This is a genomic window from Streptomyces ureilyticus (assembly GCF_011045025.1).
Lineage (GTDB): Bacteria > Actinomycetota > Actinomycetes > Streptomycetales > Streptomycetaceae > Streptomyces > Streptomyces ureilyticus.
Map to the genome: position 1 here is coordinate 15598 of NZ_JAAKZX010000109.1, position 16053 is coordinate 31650.

A 16053-nucleotide genomic window follows, 5' to 3' on the forward strand; every position below is an offset into this window, starting at 1 on the left:
ACTGATCGGCCACTGATCCGATGCGGCGATGCGCCCGGAGAACAACGGCGGTGTGCCCGGAGGGCAATGGCGGTGTGCCCGGCTATGCCCGGAGAAAGCGCGTGGCCCGGCGTCTGCGACGGCAACGTGACCACGGCCGATGGCAACGGCCGGGGCCGCCACCCCTGGTCCGACAGAAGCATAAAGGGCTCCTGACCAGGCATTTTGCTGTCCGGGTGCAAGTTCTTGCTTCCCGTCTGGACCGGCCCTCATCTAGGTGTTTCTGGCTGTTCCTGACCGCTACTGGTCACGCGCTGGTCACGTGTCCGGCCGTCGGGGCAGCCCTCAGCGCGCCGCGTCGGCTTGGCCTCGTTCGGTGAGGGTGGTGCGAGGACACCGATCCAGACCCGGCGATGCGGCTCGGTATCGTGTCGGGGCGGCGGCGGCATGGGAAGTTATACCTTCTGCAGGCCCTGTCCGAGCAGGTCGGCGGCCTGTACGTGACGGCGGTCCGGGAGGAAGGACGGCTGCCCGCGATCCAGCGGTTCAGTGACGCGGTCGCCACGCATGCCGGTCTGAGGCCGGGGAGCCTGCGCCTGACTGACTGGCGTGACGTCTTGTCCAACGCCCTTGATGTGACCGCCCGTTCGGTGCACCCGCTGCTGGTGATCGACGAGTTGCCGTACCTGCTCCAGCACTCGCCCGAGATCCCGGGTCTGCTGCAACAGATCTACGACGAGCGCCAGCGCGGTGCCCGGCCGGGTGCCGGGCCGGGGCCGCGGCTGATCCTGTGCGGCTCCGCGATGAGCGTCATGCACGAACTGCTCTCGGGGACCAAGCCGCTGCGGGGACGCGCCGTGGTCGATCTACGGCTGGGCGCCTTCGACTACCGCGACAGCCGGGCCTTCTGGCAGATCGCCGACCCGCTGACCGCGCTGAAGGTGCACGCGGTCCTGGGCGGAGCACCCGGCTACCGGCCGGTGGCCGCCCGCCCGCATCCGGACGACGGCTTCGACACCTGGCTCACCCGGACGCTGCTGGATCCGGGGCGGGCAGTGTACTCGCGTACTGAGACCGAGTACCTGCTGCGCGAGGACCCGAGGATCACGCAGCACACCTTGTACTACGACATCCTCACCGCGATCGCGAACGGCGCCACCACGCCCAGCAAGATCGGTGCCGCCCTGGAGCGCCCGCGCAACGCCGTCGCCCACCCGCTCGGAGTCCTGGAATCCACCGGCTACATCCGGCGGGAACAGGACATCCTCCGCTCCAAGCACCCCGTCATCACGCTCGCTGACCCCGTCATCCGCTTCAACCAGCTCATCACCCTCCCGCAGGCCGCCTCCGTGGAGCAGGGCTTCGCCGAGCAGGTGTGGCAGCAGGCCGCTCCGACCTTCAACTCCAAGATCCTCGGACCGCACTTCGAGGACCTGGCCCGCGAATTCACCCGCCGTTACGCCCACGCCCTGTTGCCAAGTGGACTGCCCGGCCCGGTCGGTACCACCGAGGTCGCCGACCAGGCCGCCCGGACGAAGCACGAGGTCGACGTGATCGCCCTGGCCGCCGGCGAGCGCCCGCAGGCCCCCCCCGCGAGGATCGCGCTGCTGGGCGAGGCCAAGGCGACCGCGGCGCGCCGGGGGACCGGTGACCTGGAGCGCCTGGAACGTATCCGTACGCTCCTCGCAGACCAGGGGTACGACACCGCTGCCACCACGCTGGCCCGGTACTCATTGCACGGCTTCTATCCCGACCTGGTTGAACTGGCGCACGGTCGTGGCGACGTCCTCCTGGTCGATCTGCCCACCCTTTACAGCGGCTGACAAGGGCGGCCCCCAGACCTTCGTCAACGGCCGGATGGCCATAGCGGAGTTCTGGGGCGAGGCTGCTGTTGGGGGCGAGGCTGGGCAAGAACCTTTCGCACCATGTCCTTGGAGATGTCATGCCGGCCCCGGCCGTAGTAAATCTCGGCGTGCACCTCGTCGGTGTGAACTTCGGGTACTGCGCCGCTACTTTGCGGACGTACCGGGCTTTGGCGTCTGCTGGCGGCCGGCGGGATGCGGCGCTTGACGCACCGATGGAAACGGCGACCAGGATTGTCGGAGTACACCACGTGCGCCTCCCCCTAGCGTCGACGGATGATCCGACGCTAGGCGAGTGCAGCGTTGCAGGTCCACGACTGATCGTGGCGCGACCATGACCCATGCCGACCGAGGTCGCTGATCTCCTGATGACCGGCCGGGTCGGCCGGGCCCCGGGCGGCTCCGTTCCCTCCGCGGAGGAGATCACCTGGTTGCGTCGGCTCTCCGACGGCTGGACCGTGTCCCGGCTGGCCTCGGACTCCGGCTATTCAGAGCGGGCGATGTACCGGCTGCTCCGAGCGTTCTACCAGAGGATCGGTGCCAGTACCCGGCTGGAGGCCATCGTGCACGGGTCGCGTCAGCCCAGCAGGGCGAGCGTCGAGCAGCAGGGGGCCGAGAGTCCATCGTCTGGGGCGACTCGGCGCATCGTGCTGGACAAGATCAGGTGCGCTGTCTGGTCCGTTGGTCACGCGTTGGCCACGTCGGTCCCTGATGCCGGGCATCGCCCCAGGTCAGGCCCGGTAAGCCGCGGAGACGGCCGGGGCCGCCACCCCCCACAGGAGAGGCCCCGACCGTCGCGCGGTACGGGCCGCGCGGCGACCCGTACTCTCTACAGCGCCGGGGGTGCGTTTTCTGTCACACCCCGGCTCAGGATGAGTTGCTTGTACGTTGTACGCACATGGACGCCAGATGCTTTCTGGCCGTACCGTGCATTTCGCGCCGGATGCGGGGCAGGACCGCATCCACCGACTGAGGAACGACGACAGCGAGAACCCGGTCCGCGAGAGCGGCGCCGGCTTAGGCGCAAAAGGGGCGCGCGTGCTGGGGGACGACGCGGAGCTGACCGCCGCGGTGCTTGCGGCACAGGACGGAAACGAGACCGCGTTCCGGACTGTCTACCGAGCCGTGCACCCACGGCTGCTCGGCTACGTACGGACGCTGGTCGGCGAACCGGACGCCGAGGACGTCACCTCCGAGGCCTGGCTGCAGATCGCCCGCGACCTCGAACGGTTCAGCGGAGACGCCGACCGCTTCCGCGGCTGGGCGGCCCGGATCGCCCGCAACCGCGCCCTGGACCACATACGGATGCGCGGCAGGCGCCCGGCGATCGGCGGCGACGAGACCGAGCTCACCGGGCGGGCGGCCGAGTCCGACACCGCAGGTGAGGCCATCGAGGCGCTCGCCACCGGCCACACCCTCTCCCTCATAGCCCAGCTTCCGCAGGACCAGGCGGAGGCCGTCGTGCTGCGCGTCGTCGTCGGCCTGGACGCGAAGACCGCCGCCGAGACGCTGGGCAAGCGCCCGGGAGCCGTCCGTACGGCGGCGCACCGCGGTCTGAAGCGGCTCGCGGAGCTGCTCGGCGCGGATCCGGAATCCGCCGGCGCACTGAGTGCCGTACCCCCACAAAGAGAGCCGCGCAGCGACGCGGTGTCGTCCGCAGGTGTGACGCATATGCGTTCGCGGACGCAGAAGGACATGTGATGGCCGACGAGCAGTACAAGTGGTTGGACCGCGGTGCCGCGGAACAACTGCTGCGCGGAGAGCCACTCGAAAGCGTCGGCGCCGACAACCGCGATCAGGCCGACCGGCTGGTCCGCGCACTGGGCGCGCTGACCGCCGAACCCCCGCCGAGCAGCGCGGAACTCCCGGGCGAGGCCAATGCGCTGGCCGCCTTCCGCAAGGCGCGCACCGGCAGGGACGAAGAGCACGCGACCCTCGGGCGCCGCGGCCATGCGCACACGGCCACCTCCGCCGACGCGGGACTCGTCCACCTCGGCCGCGCCTCGGCGGGCCGTCGCGGTCCGTCCCGCGTGGGCCGCTCGGTGCGTTATGGGCTCGCCGCCACGCTGGCCGCCGGGATGCTCGGCGGGGCGGCGATGGCCGCCACGGGCGGTGTGCTGCCGTTCACGGCCGAGGATCCGGAACCCGGGGCGACGGTGACCGCGCCCGAGAAACCGCAGCGTCCGCTGATCACTCCGTCCCCCGGCGAGACACGGGGCGGCGCCCCCGACGTTCCGAAACCGGACGGCGATACGGGCGGTCCGACCGGCGACGGCTCCCCCTCGGCTCCGGGCAGCGACGAACGGCCCGAGAAGACGCCGGGGAGCACGCCCCCGCGGCCCGGAGTGGGCGGCGCCGGCAACGAGGCGCGCTCCCAGGACTGGTGGAAGAAGGTCACCGCCGCCTGCCGGGACGTCCGTGACGGCAAGAAACTCGCCCCCGACCGCAGACGCAGCCTGGAAGAGGCGGCGAGCGGGCCCGAGCGCGTGCGGCAGTACTGCACGAACGTCCTTCAGCAGTCCGAGGGCCGGGAGCACGCCGCGCCCGAAGGGAACGGCAAGGGCTCCGGTGACGACGCCGACGACTCCGATGACGGTGACGACAAGGGCGGCGACAGGAACGGGAAGGGCGGCAAGGGAGGGAAGGGCGGCAAGGACGGGAAGGGCAACGACGACGAGCCGGGTGACATAACCCCGACCGACGACACCCCGACCAGCCACGTCCCGACCAGGGACGTCCAGCGCCGCGCCATCCCGGCCCGCATTTTCACCTCCGCCTAGGGGACCACTCCCGGCGGGGAGACGTCGGCCTCGGCCTCAGAGGGCGGCACGACTCCGCTGACGTTGACTCCATCCCGGCCCTGACCTGCGTTTTCGTACGCCTTCAAAGGTTCGGTCAGCAGGGTGTGACACTTTCGACCGCGGTAGCGCAGTATTAAGTGAGCCGACTGGTCATCGGCTGGCGCACGAGCCCGGGTTCCCCCCGTACCCATGGCTCAGTGCACATCGGCGCGGGCGGGACACGTTCCCCCGGTCCCGCCCGCGCCCCACTCTCCTCGCCGTCTCCCGACCTCGGCGCTCACCAGTAGACGACGACCTTGTCGCCGCTCCTCACCTGTGCGAACAGCGCCGCGATCTTCGCCTCGTCCCGTACGTTCACGCAGCCGTGCGAGGCGCCGTTGTAGCCGGTCGCCGCGAAGTCCGAGGAGTAGTGGACCGCTTGGCCGCCGCTGAAGAACATCGCGTACGGCATGGGGGTGTCGTACAGCGTCGACACATGGTGGCGTGACTTGAAGGTGACGCTGAACTCGCCTTCCCGGGTGGGCGTGTACTGGGAGCCGAAGCGCACATCCACCGTCGACAGAGTCCTGCCGTCGATCATCCAGCGCAGCGTGCGGCTCGTCTTGCTGATGCACATCACCCGGCCCGTCATACAGCGCGGGTCCGGCTTCGCGGCCGGCTGGTCGCCCGCCGCGTACAGCTCCCACTTGCCCGGCTCGTGCGTCATGGTGAGCAGCCGCCGCCAGGTCACGGTGTCGGTCTTCCCGGTCCGCGGCAGCCCCCGCTTGCTCTGGAAGCCCTTGACGGCGGCGACCGTCGCCGGTCCGTACGTCCCCGTCGGGGCCTGGAAGAACCAGGCGATCTGACGCAGCCGGGCCTGCACCTCGCGTACGTCCCTGCCCTGATCGCCGCGCGCCCAGAGCATCTTGGGAGGCGGCGCAGGGGCGGGCTTCGGAGGCTTCGCGGCTTGCGAGGGACTGGCGTCGTCCCTGGTCGGGTCGGCCGGTTCGGCGGGCTGAGCAGGCTTCTCGGGACTCCCGGGCTTGAGGTGGTCGGGGGTCTTGACCGGCGCCGTCGAGAAACGTACCGGGTACGGCTCGGCGGACGTACCGGACGTACCGGTGGCCTGGACCGTACAGCCGCTCACCGCGGCCAGCACCACGACAGCCGTGACTGATCTCCACATGCCTGGAGTACGCATTTGGACCCCCCGTTGCTCACTGTGCCCTTTTGTGATGTTTCCCGGGGGTGCTTGGTTGCGAACTACGGGGCATGGTGGTGACCGGGCGCGTGGTTGCGCGCGGGTTGTGACCGGGGTCTCGTCCAGGCTGTGAGCAAGCTCCCAGCCTGCGCCTCTCCACCGGTCGCACGGCCACCACTACAGTCCGTGGCGAGGGTCGTCTGTACTGGCGAGTATGTGAAGCAACGCGGAGGCACACCCATGACGCGCGAGTCGGAGTCCGGACTGCCCATCGAGCCGGTGTACGGGCGGGACGACCTGGAGGGCTGGGACCCGGCCGAGAAGCTGGGGGAGCCGGGCCGCTACCCGTTCACACGCGGCGTCTACCCCTCGATGTACACGGGCCGCCCCTGGACGATGCGCCAGTACGCCGGTTTTGGCACCGCCACCGAGTCCAACGCCCGCTACAAGCAGCTCATCGCCAACGGCACGATGGGTCTGTCCGTCGCCTTCGATCTGCCCACCCAGATGGGCCACGACTCGGACGCCCCGATCGCGAGCGGCGAGGTCGGCAAGGTGGGCGTGGCGATCGACTCGATCGACGACATGCGGGTGCTGTTCGGCGGGATCCCGCTGGACAAAGTGTCCACGTCGATGACGATCAACGCCCCGGCCTCCCTGCTCCTGCTGCTCTACCAACTCGTCGCGGAAGAGCAGGGAGTCAGCGCCGACCAGCTGACGGGCACGATCCAGAACGACGTGCTCAAGGAGTACATCGCGCGCGGCACGTACATCTTCCCGCCCAAGCCGTCCCTGCGCTTGATCGCGGACATCTTCAAGTACTGCAAGACCGAGATCCCGAAGTGGAACACCATCTCGATCTCCGGCTACCACATGGCCGAGGCGGGCGCCTCACCCGTGCAGGAGATCGCTTTCACGCTCGCCGACGGCATCGAGTACGTACGCACGGCGGTCGCGGCCGGCATGGACGTGGACGACTTCGCCCCCCGCCTCTCCTTCTTCTTCGTATCGCGTACGACGATCCTGGAGGAGGTCGCCAAGTTCCGCGCGGCGCGCAGGATCTGGGCCCGGGTGATGCGGGACGAGTTCGGCGCGAAGAACCCGAAGTCGCTGATGCTGCGCTTCCACACGCAGACGGCGGGCGTACAGCTGACGGCCCAGCAGCCCGAGGTGAACCTGGTCCGTGTCGCCGTCCAGGGCCTGGCCGCTGTGCTGGGCGGCACCCAGTCCCTGCACACCAACTCCTTCGACGAGGCCATCGCGCTGCCCACCGACAAGTCCGCCCGCCTCGCGCTGCGCACGCAGCAGGTGCTGGCGTACGAGACGGATGTGACGGCGACGGTGGACCCGTTCGCGGGTTCGTACGTGGTCGAGAAGATGACCGACGAGGTGGAGGCCGCGGCCGTCGAACTCATGGCGAAGGTCGAGGAGTTGGGCGGCGCCGTCAACGCCATCGAGCACGGCTTCCAGAAGGGCGAGATCGAGCGCTCGGCGTACCGCATCGCCCAGGAGACGGACGCCGCCGAACGGGTCGTGGTCGGCGTCAACCGCTTCCAACTGGACGAGGAGGACCCGTACGAGCCTCTCCGGGTGGACCCGGCGATCGAGGCCCAGCAGGCGGAGCGGCTGGCGAAGCTGCGCGCCGAACGCGACCAGGGCGCGGTGGACGCGGCCCTGACCGCCCTGAAGAAGGCCGCCGAGGGCACGGACAACGTCCTGTACCCGATGAAGGATGCGTTGCGGGCTCGCGCGACGGTGGGCGAGGTGTGCAATGCCCTCCGGGAGGTCTGGGGGAACTACGTGCCGTCGGATGCGTTCTGACCTGGCCAATTACTCCGAATGAGTGATCACGGGCGGAAACCGCCCCTGCCCGGTTACTCTCGTGAAGGGTGTTCCCTAAAGGAGGGTGCCGTGGCCGTGATGCTGCACGAGTCGTCGCTTGCTGATGCCGCCGACCGGCTCTGGGAGGAGCTGCCCGGGCACCGGGTAGAGATCCTCAACGGGAGCATTGTCGTGACACCGCCGCCGGATGGCCCGCATCAAGAGACGCTGAGCTGGCTCGTTGAGGAGTTCGTGAGGGTCAAGGCCAGGCAGGCGGGGCTCAAATACCTGGGCGGCATCGGCTTGTGGCTGCCGACAGGCCCGGACGACTACGCGGTGCCGGACTTCTCTGTTGTCGATGTCGACTACAAGGACGCACTGGTCGAGAAGAACTGCTACGCGCCGTACGTCTTCCGTTTGGTACTGGAGGTGACCTCCTCTAACTGGACCAATGACACGGCTACCAAAGTCGATGTCTATGCCCGAGCTGGCATCCCCGTCTACTTGATCGCCGACCGCAAACACGATGAGGTCCTCCTCTACCAGAACGCGGTCGACGGCAAGTACCCCGCACCCCAGCGCTACAAGCGGGGCCAAAGCGTCCCTGTCCCGGAGTCCGTCGGCGTCAGCCTTGAACTCTCCGTGGACACCCTCCTCGACGGCGACGACTGACCGGCTGGCCGAGGGCGCCCGCGCGGGTTGCCAGGAAACCCTCGCCGTGGCCGCGGGTGAGGAGATGTTCCGCGACCACGACCGTGGCTTCGAGGAAGGCCTCGCGGCGATCATCGCCGGAATCGACGTGACGCTGCGAGGATCTTGACGGCGGTCAGCGAGGCCCGTTCGGCGAGGGCGCGTTCAGCGGCGAGGCCTCGACAGTGCCGAGCGCAGCCGGGGCCCGATGCGATCCTCGACCAGGCGGTTCAGCAGCCACGCCAGGAGCAGCATCGTCGCGATCGTCAGCAGGAAGGTCGCGTGCGCAGGGATGTTCAGGGTCTGGTGGTAGGCCTTGATGGCTACCCAGCCGAGGTGCTCGTGGACCAGGTAGAAGGGGTACGTCAGGGCGCCCGCCACCGTCAGCCAGCGCCAGTGGGCCCAGTTCAGCCAGCCCAGGGCGATCGCTGCTACCGCGATGAAGCCGAAGGTGACGACCAGGATGATGCCGGACGAGGTGCGATAGGAGAAGAAGTCCGGGTTGGGGGCGTGCCAGAGGCTGGACACCGCGTAGTGCTGGCCGATCAGCCAGCTGACGCCCACGATGCCCCAGGCGTAGGCGTCGTGCCGGTCGCGGTGGATGAGGTAGAGGCCGATGCCGCCGATGAAGAACGGGGCGTACTCGGGCATCAGGACCAGGTCGAGCAGCGGTTCGTTCGCCGCCTGGGCGATCGCCGCGGCCATGGTCCAGCCCGCGCAGAACAGGATGATGCCCTGGCGGTTCGCGCCCGGCATGACGACGCACAGCGCGAACAGCGCGTAGAAGCGGACCTCCGCCCACAGCGTCCAGCAGACGCCCAACACCCGGTCCACGCCCAGGGGTTGCTGCATCATCGTCAGGTTCAGCAGCGCGTCGCTCGGCGAGACGGCCTTGTACGCCACCACCGGCAGCGCGAAGACCATCGTCACGAGGATCACCGCCGCCCAGTAGGACGGCAGCAGCCGTGACGCACGCGAGGCGAAGAACGAACGCAGCGGACGTCCCCAGCCGCTCATGCAGATCACGAAGCCGCTGATCACGAAGAAGATGTGCACGCCCAGGCAGCCGTACGCGAACCACTCATGCAGAGTGGGGAACTGTAACTTCGCGGAGGAGCCCCACGCCTCGGCGACCTGGCCGTCCCGGCCGCCGTAGTGGTACGCGGCGACCATCAGCGCGGCGATCAGCCGCAGTCCGTCGAGCGCGCGAAGGCGCGAAGCCCGGGGCCGGGCGATGATCCGGGGTGTTGGCGTGGCGTCCGCGCCGGTGCTGATGGTGGCGGTGCTGTGGGGAGTTGCGCTGTGGGGGGAGGTGCCCGCCTCCGAAGATTCCGTCGGGGCGGACTTTGAGTCGACCGAAGTCATCCGAGAGTGGCCCTCTTGAGCGATCGGGCGCGACGGGCCACACGGCGTACGGTGGCGTTGCGCGGAATGAAGGCCAGTTGGGTCGGCACCGCGCCGGGTAGGGCCAGCGAGGTGAGCCGTCGGCGCTTGAAGTAGCGCCAAGTATGGCCGTTGAGGTGGCGCGACAGATACCGCTCGGCGGCCGGCCGCAGATTCGGGTAGATCTTGGACTGCATGGCGTAGCCCACCGCCCGCAGGAGCTCGGTGAGTTGTTCCGTGCCCAGCCCCTTGCGCTGCTCGGTGACCGCCGTGCGGTCCGTCAGCTCCGGCAGCATGGCGTCCACGATCGTCACGGGGACGCGATTGCTGTTCTCGTACGGCGTGAGGCGTTCCAGCAGTGACTCCGTGCCGATCCGGGCGACGGGCAGGCCGTACAGCGCCGAGGCGGTGAGCAGTGCCGTGGAGAAGCAGCCGGCGACCAGCGCGGGCCGCATCCGCTGGTAGAGGACCTCGGCGAGGACTGTGGTGTCCAGCACGGTGAGTTCGGCGCCGAGCTTCTCGGCCTCCTTCTCCAGGGCGCGCGACCAGCGGGCCGGGGCGCTGGGGTGCGGCTTGAACACCACGCGCTGGTGGCCGAGTTGGACGGCCCCCTTCAGCATCCGTACGTGCAGGTCCTCTTCCTGCTCGGCAGTGAGGATGCCGAGCGCGGAGAGGTACTGGCCGAGCAGCAGGGCCGGCTCTTCGATGACGGGCAACTCGTCACCCGTGTCGATGAGTTCGGCGAGCACCTTGGTGAACGCGTCCGTCGGCACGATCTCCGGCTCGACGCCGAACTCGGTGAGCAGCAGCGGCTTGAGGTCCGGAACCAGGTCGAGGTGGAGGAGCCGGTCGATGCGCGTGCCGACCAGCGGGTCGATCTTGCTGCGCGTGGGCCCGTAGCTCATCAGGCCGTCCGCGTAGACGGTGATGGGCGCGCCCGTGAAGATCTGCGCGACGCCGAGCGCCGGGTTCACCTGGATCGACTCGACGGCCAGCTCGATGTCGTCGTCACCGAGGTTCCAGGCGAGCCGCAGATGCCGCTCCCACAGGGGTACGTCGTTCAGGCGCGGGGACCAACCGCCCGGGTGGAAAGGGGAGATGGTCTCGTTCCACGAGACGACGTCGTCGAACCGGCCGCGCAGCTGCTCGAAGCCGGGCATCTCGTCGATGCCCGGCGAAGTCTCAGGCGTCGCCGAGTTGTTGGAGACCAGCAGGATGCGCCGGTCGGCAGGGCGGAAGCAGTCGGCGTCGACCGCCGCCGCCAGCGTCGCCGTGCCGTACAGCGTCGACGCCATGAAGATCTGGGTGGTCACGCGGCCACCCCCGTGGACACCGGACGGCGGCGCAGCCGGCGCAGCCGTGTGGCGCGCTGTACGTCCATGGAGTCGAGGGCGTCGTCGAGGACGTCCTGCGGCATACGTCGCAATGCGACGGCACTCATCGACTTCAGTTTCCGTGCCACGGGAGGCTCGAACCTTTCGATGGAACCCAGGTGATGAGAAATAATTGCACAGTAGGTCCGAACGGCCTTCGGCAGGAGTTTATCCGCCTCCCTGTCCTCGGCCGTTTCCCGTACGACCTGGTCGAATGCGCGAATGAAATCCAGCTGCCGTACGTCCCCGATCTGCGTCAGCGAGGACGAAACCCCGCGCCGGTAGAACACGCCGAGCAGCCCCACCACGCCGAACGACTCCGCCTCACGGTGCAGCTTCCAGATCCACGGCCGGTCCTCGGCCGTGCGCAGCCCGTCGGTGAAGTGCAGCACGCCCCGGTCGACCAGTCGGCGGTGGTAGATGCCAGCCCACGCGTACGCGTAGTCCACGGCCGTGGAGCGGTCGGCGGGCAGGATCGCCTCGCGCGGGTTCAGTACGACACCGCGCCGGCCGTGCGGGAAGCGGTGGATCGAGCGGGCCCGCGCGGTTGTCTGGACATGGTCCGTACGGACGAAGTCGACACCCAAGTCCTCGATGGCGCCCAGGAGTTGTTCGTAGTACCCGGGCGCGAGCCAGTCATCGCCGTCGAGGAACGTCAGATACTCGCCGCGTGCCGCGTCGATACCCGTGTTGCGCGCGGTCGCCAGACCTCCGTTCTGCTCGTGTCTGACGTACACGGCACCCTGGAGCTCGCGCTCCGCGCGCGCGAGAATGTCCGGTGTCTCGTCGCGCGAGCAGTCGTCGACGAGAATGAATTCGAAGTCCTGACGCGCGTTGGCACGCAGGCTCCTCAGGGTGTCGGGTGCGTATTGCTGCACGTTGTAGAACGGCACGATGACGGAGAGCTTGACCACCCACGTGACGTTAGGCGGCGGCCCGGCATTCGTCTTGACCGATGGTGAGATGCCAGGTGAACGGCGCGTGGCGGAATGGTGAACCCAGCCTTTTCCCGCGCGTATCCGGGCCCGATTCGCCATTCGGCGATGTGCTGTTAACCCTTTGTTGCATTCCGGTTGGGCCGCGCATCGGAATCGCTTCCTAGCGTCTTGGACGTGCCAGCAAGTACTTCGAAGTCCCTGCGAGTCGCCGTTCTCGCGGATTCCGATACCCGGTGGAAATGGGGCGCGCTCACCGCGAACCGTATTGCACCGGCCGAATCGGACATCCGCCTCGACGGTTATCTCCTGCGCGGCCGTGCGACCCCCACCGCCCGCCAGCTCCAAGAGGTCGGCGTCCGCGCGGACTCGCTCCGCGAGGTCACCGGTGTCGAATTCCTGCGGAGCCTGCGGGAAGCGGAGTACGACATCGTCGTGCTCGCCCTCGTCGGCGGCGCCGTCCAGGCGATGCTGCACGGACTCGGGCACGCCTGGCAGGACCGTACGAAGCGGCCCGTGGTCGTCACCGGCTATGTCGGCGTCGTCTACGAGAAGCTCGCCGACGGGCTGCTGCTGCGGCACGGCGCGGACCTCGTCCTCGCCAACTCCCGCCAGGACGCGGAGCGTTTCACCGCCGTGTACGAGGGAGTGGGCGCCGACGCCTCCTCCGTGACCGAGGTCGCGCTGCCGTTCCTCGGCGGGGACGCGTACGCCGAGAACGACCCGTACACGGTCGTCTTCGCCGCGCAGCCCTCCGTGCCGGAGAGCCGCAAGGACCGTATGTACCTGCTGGAGCGGCTCGTCAAGCACGCACGGCTGCACCCGGACCGCGAGGTCCTGCTGAAGCTGCGCTCCAAGCCCGGCGAGCACACCACGCACATCGAGGAGCAGCCTTACCAGAAGCTGGCGCAGCGTTTTGACCTGCCCGCCAACTTCCGCCTCGTGTACGGGCACATGGGCGAGGTCCTCGACCGCACCGACCTGCTGGTCACCATCAGCTCGACGGCCGCGCTGGAGTCCCTGCACCGGCGCATCCCCACGGTCCTGCTCACGGACCTGGGCGTGCGCGAGTCGCTGGGCAACCACCACTTCGTCGGCTCCGGATGCCTCGCCTCCTGGGACCAGCTCGACGCCGGGCACAAGCCGTCGCCCGACGAGGAGTGGGTGGCACGGCAGGGAGTCGCTGCCGACGGGGCGTACGAGACGGCCTTCGACGCGGCCCGTACGCGCATCGCCGAACTGCTCGACAAGGGCGAACTCCCTTCCCTCGCCCCCTACTACACGCCCGTCACCGCCCCCGGCTATCTGCCCGGCATCCTCGCCCGCCACCACCTCGCCCCGGACGGCAGCCCGCTGCCCGGCGCGCCCGCCGCCGACACCGAGCCGGGACCCGTACGGCAGATCGTGCGCCGGGCGGCGCGCGGCGCCTACCGGCACGGCGTGCAGCGTGTGGCGCCCGTCATCCGGCGGATGGGCGAGCTGTGAGCGCCCCCGAGCCGACGCACGCGGGCGCCCCGAACCCCTCGCAAGGAGTACATCGCATGTCCAACCCGGAAGCGGGCCAAGCGACTTCGGTACGTCGCGTGCTCGCGGTGATCCCCGCCAGGGGCGGCTCCAAGGGCGTCCCCGCCAAGAACCTCCTCCCGGTCGGCGGTGTGCCGCTGGTGGCCCGCGCGGTGCGCGAGTGCCGCGCGGCCCGGCTGGTGACGGACGTCGTGGTCTCCACCGACGACCAGGCGATCGCCGCCGCCGCCCGTGAGGCCGGCGCGGAAGTCGTACTGCGCCCCGCCGCCATCGCCGGCGACACGGCCACCTCCGAGGCGGCCGTCCTGCACGCCATGGACGCGCACGAGGCCCTGCACGGCTCGGCGGTCGACGTGGTGCTGCTCGTGCAGTGCACCAGCCCGTTCATCGTCCGCGAGGACCTCGACGGGGTCGCGGGCGCGGTCGTGGAGAACGGCGCGGACACCGCGCTGACCGTGGCGCCCTTCCACGGCTTCATCTGGCGGGACGCCGACGACGACCCGGCCGTGGTCGATACCCAGGCCACCCAGACCACCCAGGCCGTCGGCGGTGGCACGGCCGTCGCCAACACCACGGCCACGGACGGCGGTTACGGCGTCAACCACGACAAGTCCTTCCGCCCGCGCCGCCAGGACCGCCCGCAGGACCTGCTGGAGACCGGCGCCGCGTACGCCATGAACGCCGTGGGCCTGCGCGAGCACAAGCACCGCTTCTTCGGCCGTACGGAGCTCGTCCGCACCGACCCCGCCCGGGTCCTGGAGATCGACGACCCGCACGACCTCGCCCGCGCAAGGGCTTTGGCGCCCCTCTTCGACGCCAACCGGCCCGGCGCCCTCCCGACCGCCGAAGACATCGACGCGGTCGTCCTCGACTTCGACGGCACCCAGACGGACGACAGGGTGCTGATCGACTCCGACGGACGGGAGTTCGTCTCCGTGCACCGCGGGGACGGACTCGGTATCGCGGCTCTCCGCAAGAGCGGCCTGACGATGCTGATCCTGTCCACGGAGCAGAACCCGGTCGTCGCCGCCAGAGCCCGGAAGCTCAAGATTCCGGTGCTCCACGGCATCGACCGGAAAGACCTCGCACTGAAGCAGTGGTGCGAGGAGCAGGGCATCGCGCCTGAGCGCGTGCTCTACGTCGGCAACGACGTCAACGACCTCCCGTGCTTCGCCCTCGTGGGCTGGCCCGTGGCGGTCGCGAGCGCCCACGACGTCGTGCGCGGCGCCGCACGCGCGGTCACCACCGTCCCCGGCGGCGACGGCGCGATCCGAGAGATCGCCAGCTGGATCCTCGGCCCTTCTCTCGACTCCCTCAACAAGTAAGGAACTCCCTGTCATGAGCTCTGTCAGCTCCATCTCCCGTCTGCGCACGTTCGGTTCGAAGACCGCCGGTCCGGGTCAGCCCGTCTACGTCACCGGTGAGATCGGCATCAACCACAACGGCGAGCTCGAGAACGCCTTCAAGCTGATCGACGCGGCGGCCGAGGCCGGCTGCGACGCCGTGAAGTTCCAGAAGCGCACCCCGGAGATCTGCACCCCGCGCGACCAGTGGGACATCGAGCGCGACACCCCCTGGGGCCGCATGACCTACATCGACTACCGCCACCGGGTGGAGTTCGGTGAGGACGAGTACCGCCAGATCGACGAGTACTGCAAGTCGAAGGACATCGCCTGGTTCGCGTCCCCGTGGGACACCGAGGCCGTCGCCTTCCTGGAGAAGTTCGACGTCCCCGCCCACAAGGTGGCCTCCGCGTCCCTGACCGACGACGAGCTGCTGCGCTCGCTGCGCGCCACCGGCCGCACGGTCATCCTCTCCACCGGCATGTCGACGCCGAAGCAGATCCGCCACGCGGTGGAGGTCCTGGGCTCGGACAACATCCTTCTCTGCCACGCCACTTCGACGTACCCGGCGAAGGCCGAGGAGCTCAACCTGCGCGTCATCAACACCCTCCAGGCCGAGTACCCGAACGTCCCGATCGGCTACTCCGGCCACGAGACGGGCCTGCAGACCACGCTCGCCGCGGTCGCCCTTGGCGCCACGTTCGTCGAGCGTCACATCACGCTGGACCGCGCGATGTGGGGCTCCGACCAGGCCGCGTCGGTGGAGCCGCAGGGCCTGACCCGCCTCGTCCGCGACATCCGCACCATCGAGGCCTCCCTCGGCGACGGCGTCAAGAAGGTGTACGAGTCCGAGCTCGGCCCGATGAAGAAGCTGCGCCGCGTCCAGGGCGTAGTCGCCGAGGCCGAGATCGCCGACGCCGCGGGCGAGCCGGTCGCGGTCTGATCCCGGCACCACTCGGTCCGTACACACGGACCGCCAATCCGTACTCACGGATCCCCCAGTCCGTACTCACGGAAGCGACGGTCATACGTCGATGAGCCCCCGCGCCGGATCCGCCGGCCCCCGCCCGGCCTCCCCCCACACGCTCGCGTTCGTGGAGAGCCCGGTCCAGCTCCTCAACGTCCTGGAGTGGGCACATGCCGATGCCCTCCGGGCGGCAGG

General features: G+C 69.3%; 11 protein-coding genes and 1 pseudogene. 8 read left to right on the forward strand and 4 right to left on the reverse strand.

Annotated elements, in window-relative coordinates; all coding sequences use genetic code 11:
• Positions 1 to 374: 374 nt before the first annotated feature.
• The 3 genes and pseudogenes from G6048_RS28670 to G6048_RS28680 all read left to right on the forward strand — a co-directional run.
• Positions 375 to 1802: pseudogene (locus tag G6048_RS28670) on the forward strand (AAA family ATPase); the annotation flags it as partial.
• Between the two features lie 1077 nt (positions 1803 to 2879).
• Complete coding sequence (locus G6048_RS28675; protein WP_165342502.1) at positions 2880 to 3542, forward strand: RNA polymerase sigma factor; 663 nt, start codon at positions 2880 to 2882, stop codon at positions 3540 to 3542.
• The gene (locus G6048_RS28680) at positions 3542 to 4621 is read left to right on the forward strand and encodes a hypothetical protein (protein ID WP_206342237.1); all 1080 of its coding nucleotides are present in this window, start codon (positions 3542 to 3544) and stop codon (positions 4619 to 4621) included. Before G6048_RS28675 ends, G6048_RS28680 begins: the two co-directional genes overlap by 1 nt.
• Positions 4622 to 4919: 298 nt before the next feature.
• Here G6048_RS28680 and G6048_RS28685 read toward each other — a convergent pair whose 3' ends face one another.
• On the reverse strand, positions 4920 to 5807 hold the full coding sequence (locus G6048_RS28685) for a L,D-transpeptidase family protein (RefSeq protein ID WP_235990448.1): 888 nt from the start codon (positions 5805 to 5807) through the stop codon (positions 4920 to 4922).
• 255 nt (positions 5808 to 6062) lie between these two features.
• Between G6048_RS28685 and G6048_RS28690 the strand changes: the two genes are divergently transcribed.
• A complete protein-coding gene (locus G6048_RS28690; RefSeq protein ID WP_165342487.1) occupies positions 6063 to 7643 on the forward strand; it encodes an acyl-CoA mutase large subunit family protein in 1581 nt (526 codons plus the stop codon).
• A gap of 90 nt (positions 7644 to 7733) precedes the next feature.
• A complete protein-coding gene (locus G6048_RS28695) occupies positions 7734 to 8315 on the forward strand; it encodes a Uma2 family endonuclease (RefSeq protein ID WP_328827231.1) in 582 nt (193 codons plus the stop codon).
• Positions 8316 to 8498: 183 nt separating this feature from the next.
• On the opposite strand, the gene G6048_RS28705 is transcribed toward G6048_RS28695, so the two are convergent.
• Genes G6048_RS28705 through G6048_RS28715 form a run of 3 tightly spaced genes read right to left on the reverse strand, consistent with a single transcriptional unit; the run spans position 8499 to position 12003 of the window.
• Entirely contained in the window at positions 8499 to 9698 is a 1200-nt protein-coding gene (locus tag G6048_RS28705; protein WP_165342489.1) for an acyltransferase family protein, read from the reverse strand.
• Positions 9695 to 11029, reverse strand: a complete 1335-nt coding sequence (locus tag G6048_RS28710) for a polysialyltransferase family glycosyltransferase (protein WP_165342490.1) — start codon at positions 11027 to 11029, stop codon at positions 9695 to 9697. Before G6048_RS28710 ends, G6048_RS28705 begins: the two co-directional genes overlap by 4 nt.
• Positions 11026 to 12003 carry a glycosyltransferase family 2 protein gene (locus G6048_RS28715; protein ID WP_165342491.1) on the reverse strand — a complete coding sequence of 326 codons (978 nt, stop codon included), beginning with the start codon at positions 12001 to 12003 and terminating at the stop codon, positions 11026 to 11028. The genes G6048_RS28710 and G6048_RS28715 overlap by 4 nt, the downstream gene beginning before the upstream one ends.
• 198 nt (positions 12004 to 12201) lie before the next feature.
• Between G6048_RS28715 and G6048_RS28720 the strand changes: the two genes are divergently transcribed.
• The 3 genes from G6048_RS28720 to G6048_RS28730 are packed head-to-tail and all read left to right on the forward strand — an operon-like array spanning position 12202 to position 15834.
• Complete coding sequence (locus tag G6048_RS28720) at positions 12202 to 13509, forward strand: DUF6716 putative glycosyltransferase (RefSeq protein WP_165342492.1); 1308 nt, start codon at positions 12202 to 12204, stop codon at positions 13507 to 13509.
• Between the two features lie 56 nt (positions 13510 to 13565).
• Positions 13566 to 14873 (forward strand): N-acylneuraminate cytidylyltransferase, encoded by a 1308-nt coding sequence (locus tag G6048_RS28725; protein ID WP_165342493.1) that lies wholly within the window; start codon positions 13566 to 13568, stop codon positions 14871 to 14873.
• Between the two features lie 13 nt (positions 14874 to 14886).
• Entirely contained in the window at positions 14887 to 15834 is a 948-nt protein-coding gene (locus G6048_RS28730; protein ID WP_165342494.1) for an N-acetylneuraminate synthase family protein, read from the forward strand.
• The last annotated feature ends 219 nt before the right edge of the window (positions 15835 to 16053 follow it).

What these genes read in the sequence shown, in the direction of transcription:
- G6048_RS28680 (WP_206342237.1), top strand. Translation starts at nt 3,542, where the DNA reads ATGGCCGACGAGCAGTACAAGTGGTTGGACCGCGGTGCCGCGGAACAA.
- G6048_RS28705 (WP_165342489.1), bottom strand. Translation starts at nt 9,698, where the DNA reads ATGACTTCGGTCGACTCAAAGTCCGCCCCGACGGAATCTTCGGAGGCG.
- G6048_RS28690 (WP_165342487.1), top strand. Translation starts at nt 6,063, where the DNA reads ATGACGCGCGAGTCGGAGTCCGGACTGCCCATCGAGCCGGTGTACGGG.
- G6048_RS28730 (WP_165342494.1), top strand. Translation starts at nt 14,887, where the DNA reads ATGAGCTCTGTCAGCTCCATCTCCCGTCTGCGCACGTTCGGTTCGAAG.
- G6048_RS28685 (WP_235990448.1), bottom strand. Translation starts at nt 5,807, where the DNA reads ATGTGGAGATCAGTCACGGCTGTCGTGGTGCTGGCCGCGGTGAGCGGC.
- G6048_RS28725 (WP_165342493.1), top strand. Translation starts at nt 13,566, where the DNA reads ATGTCCAACCCGGAAGCGGGCCAAGCGACTTCGGTACGTCGCGTGCTC.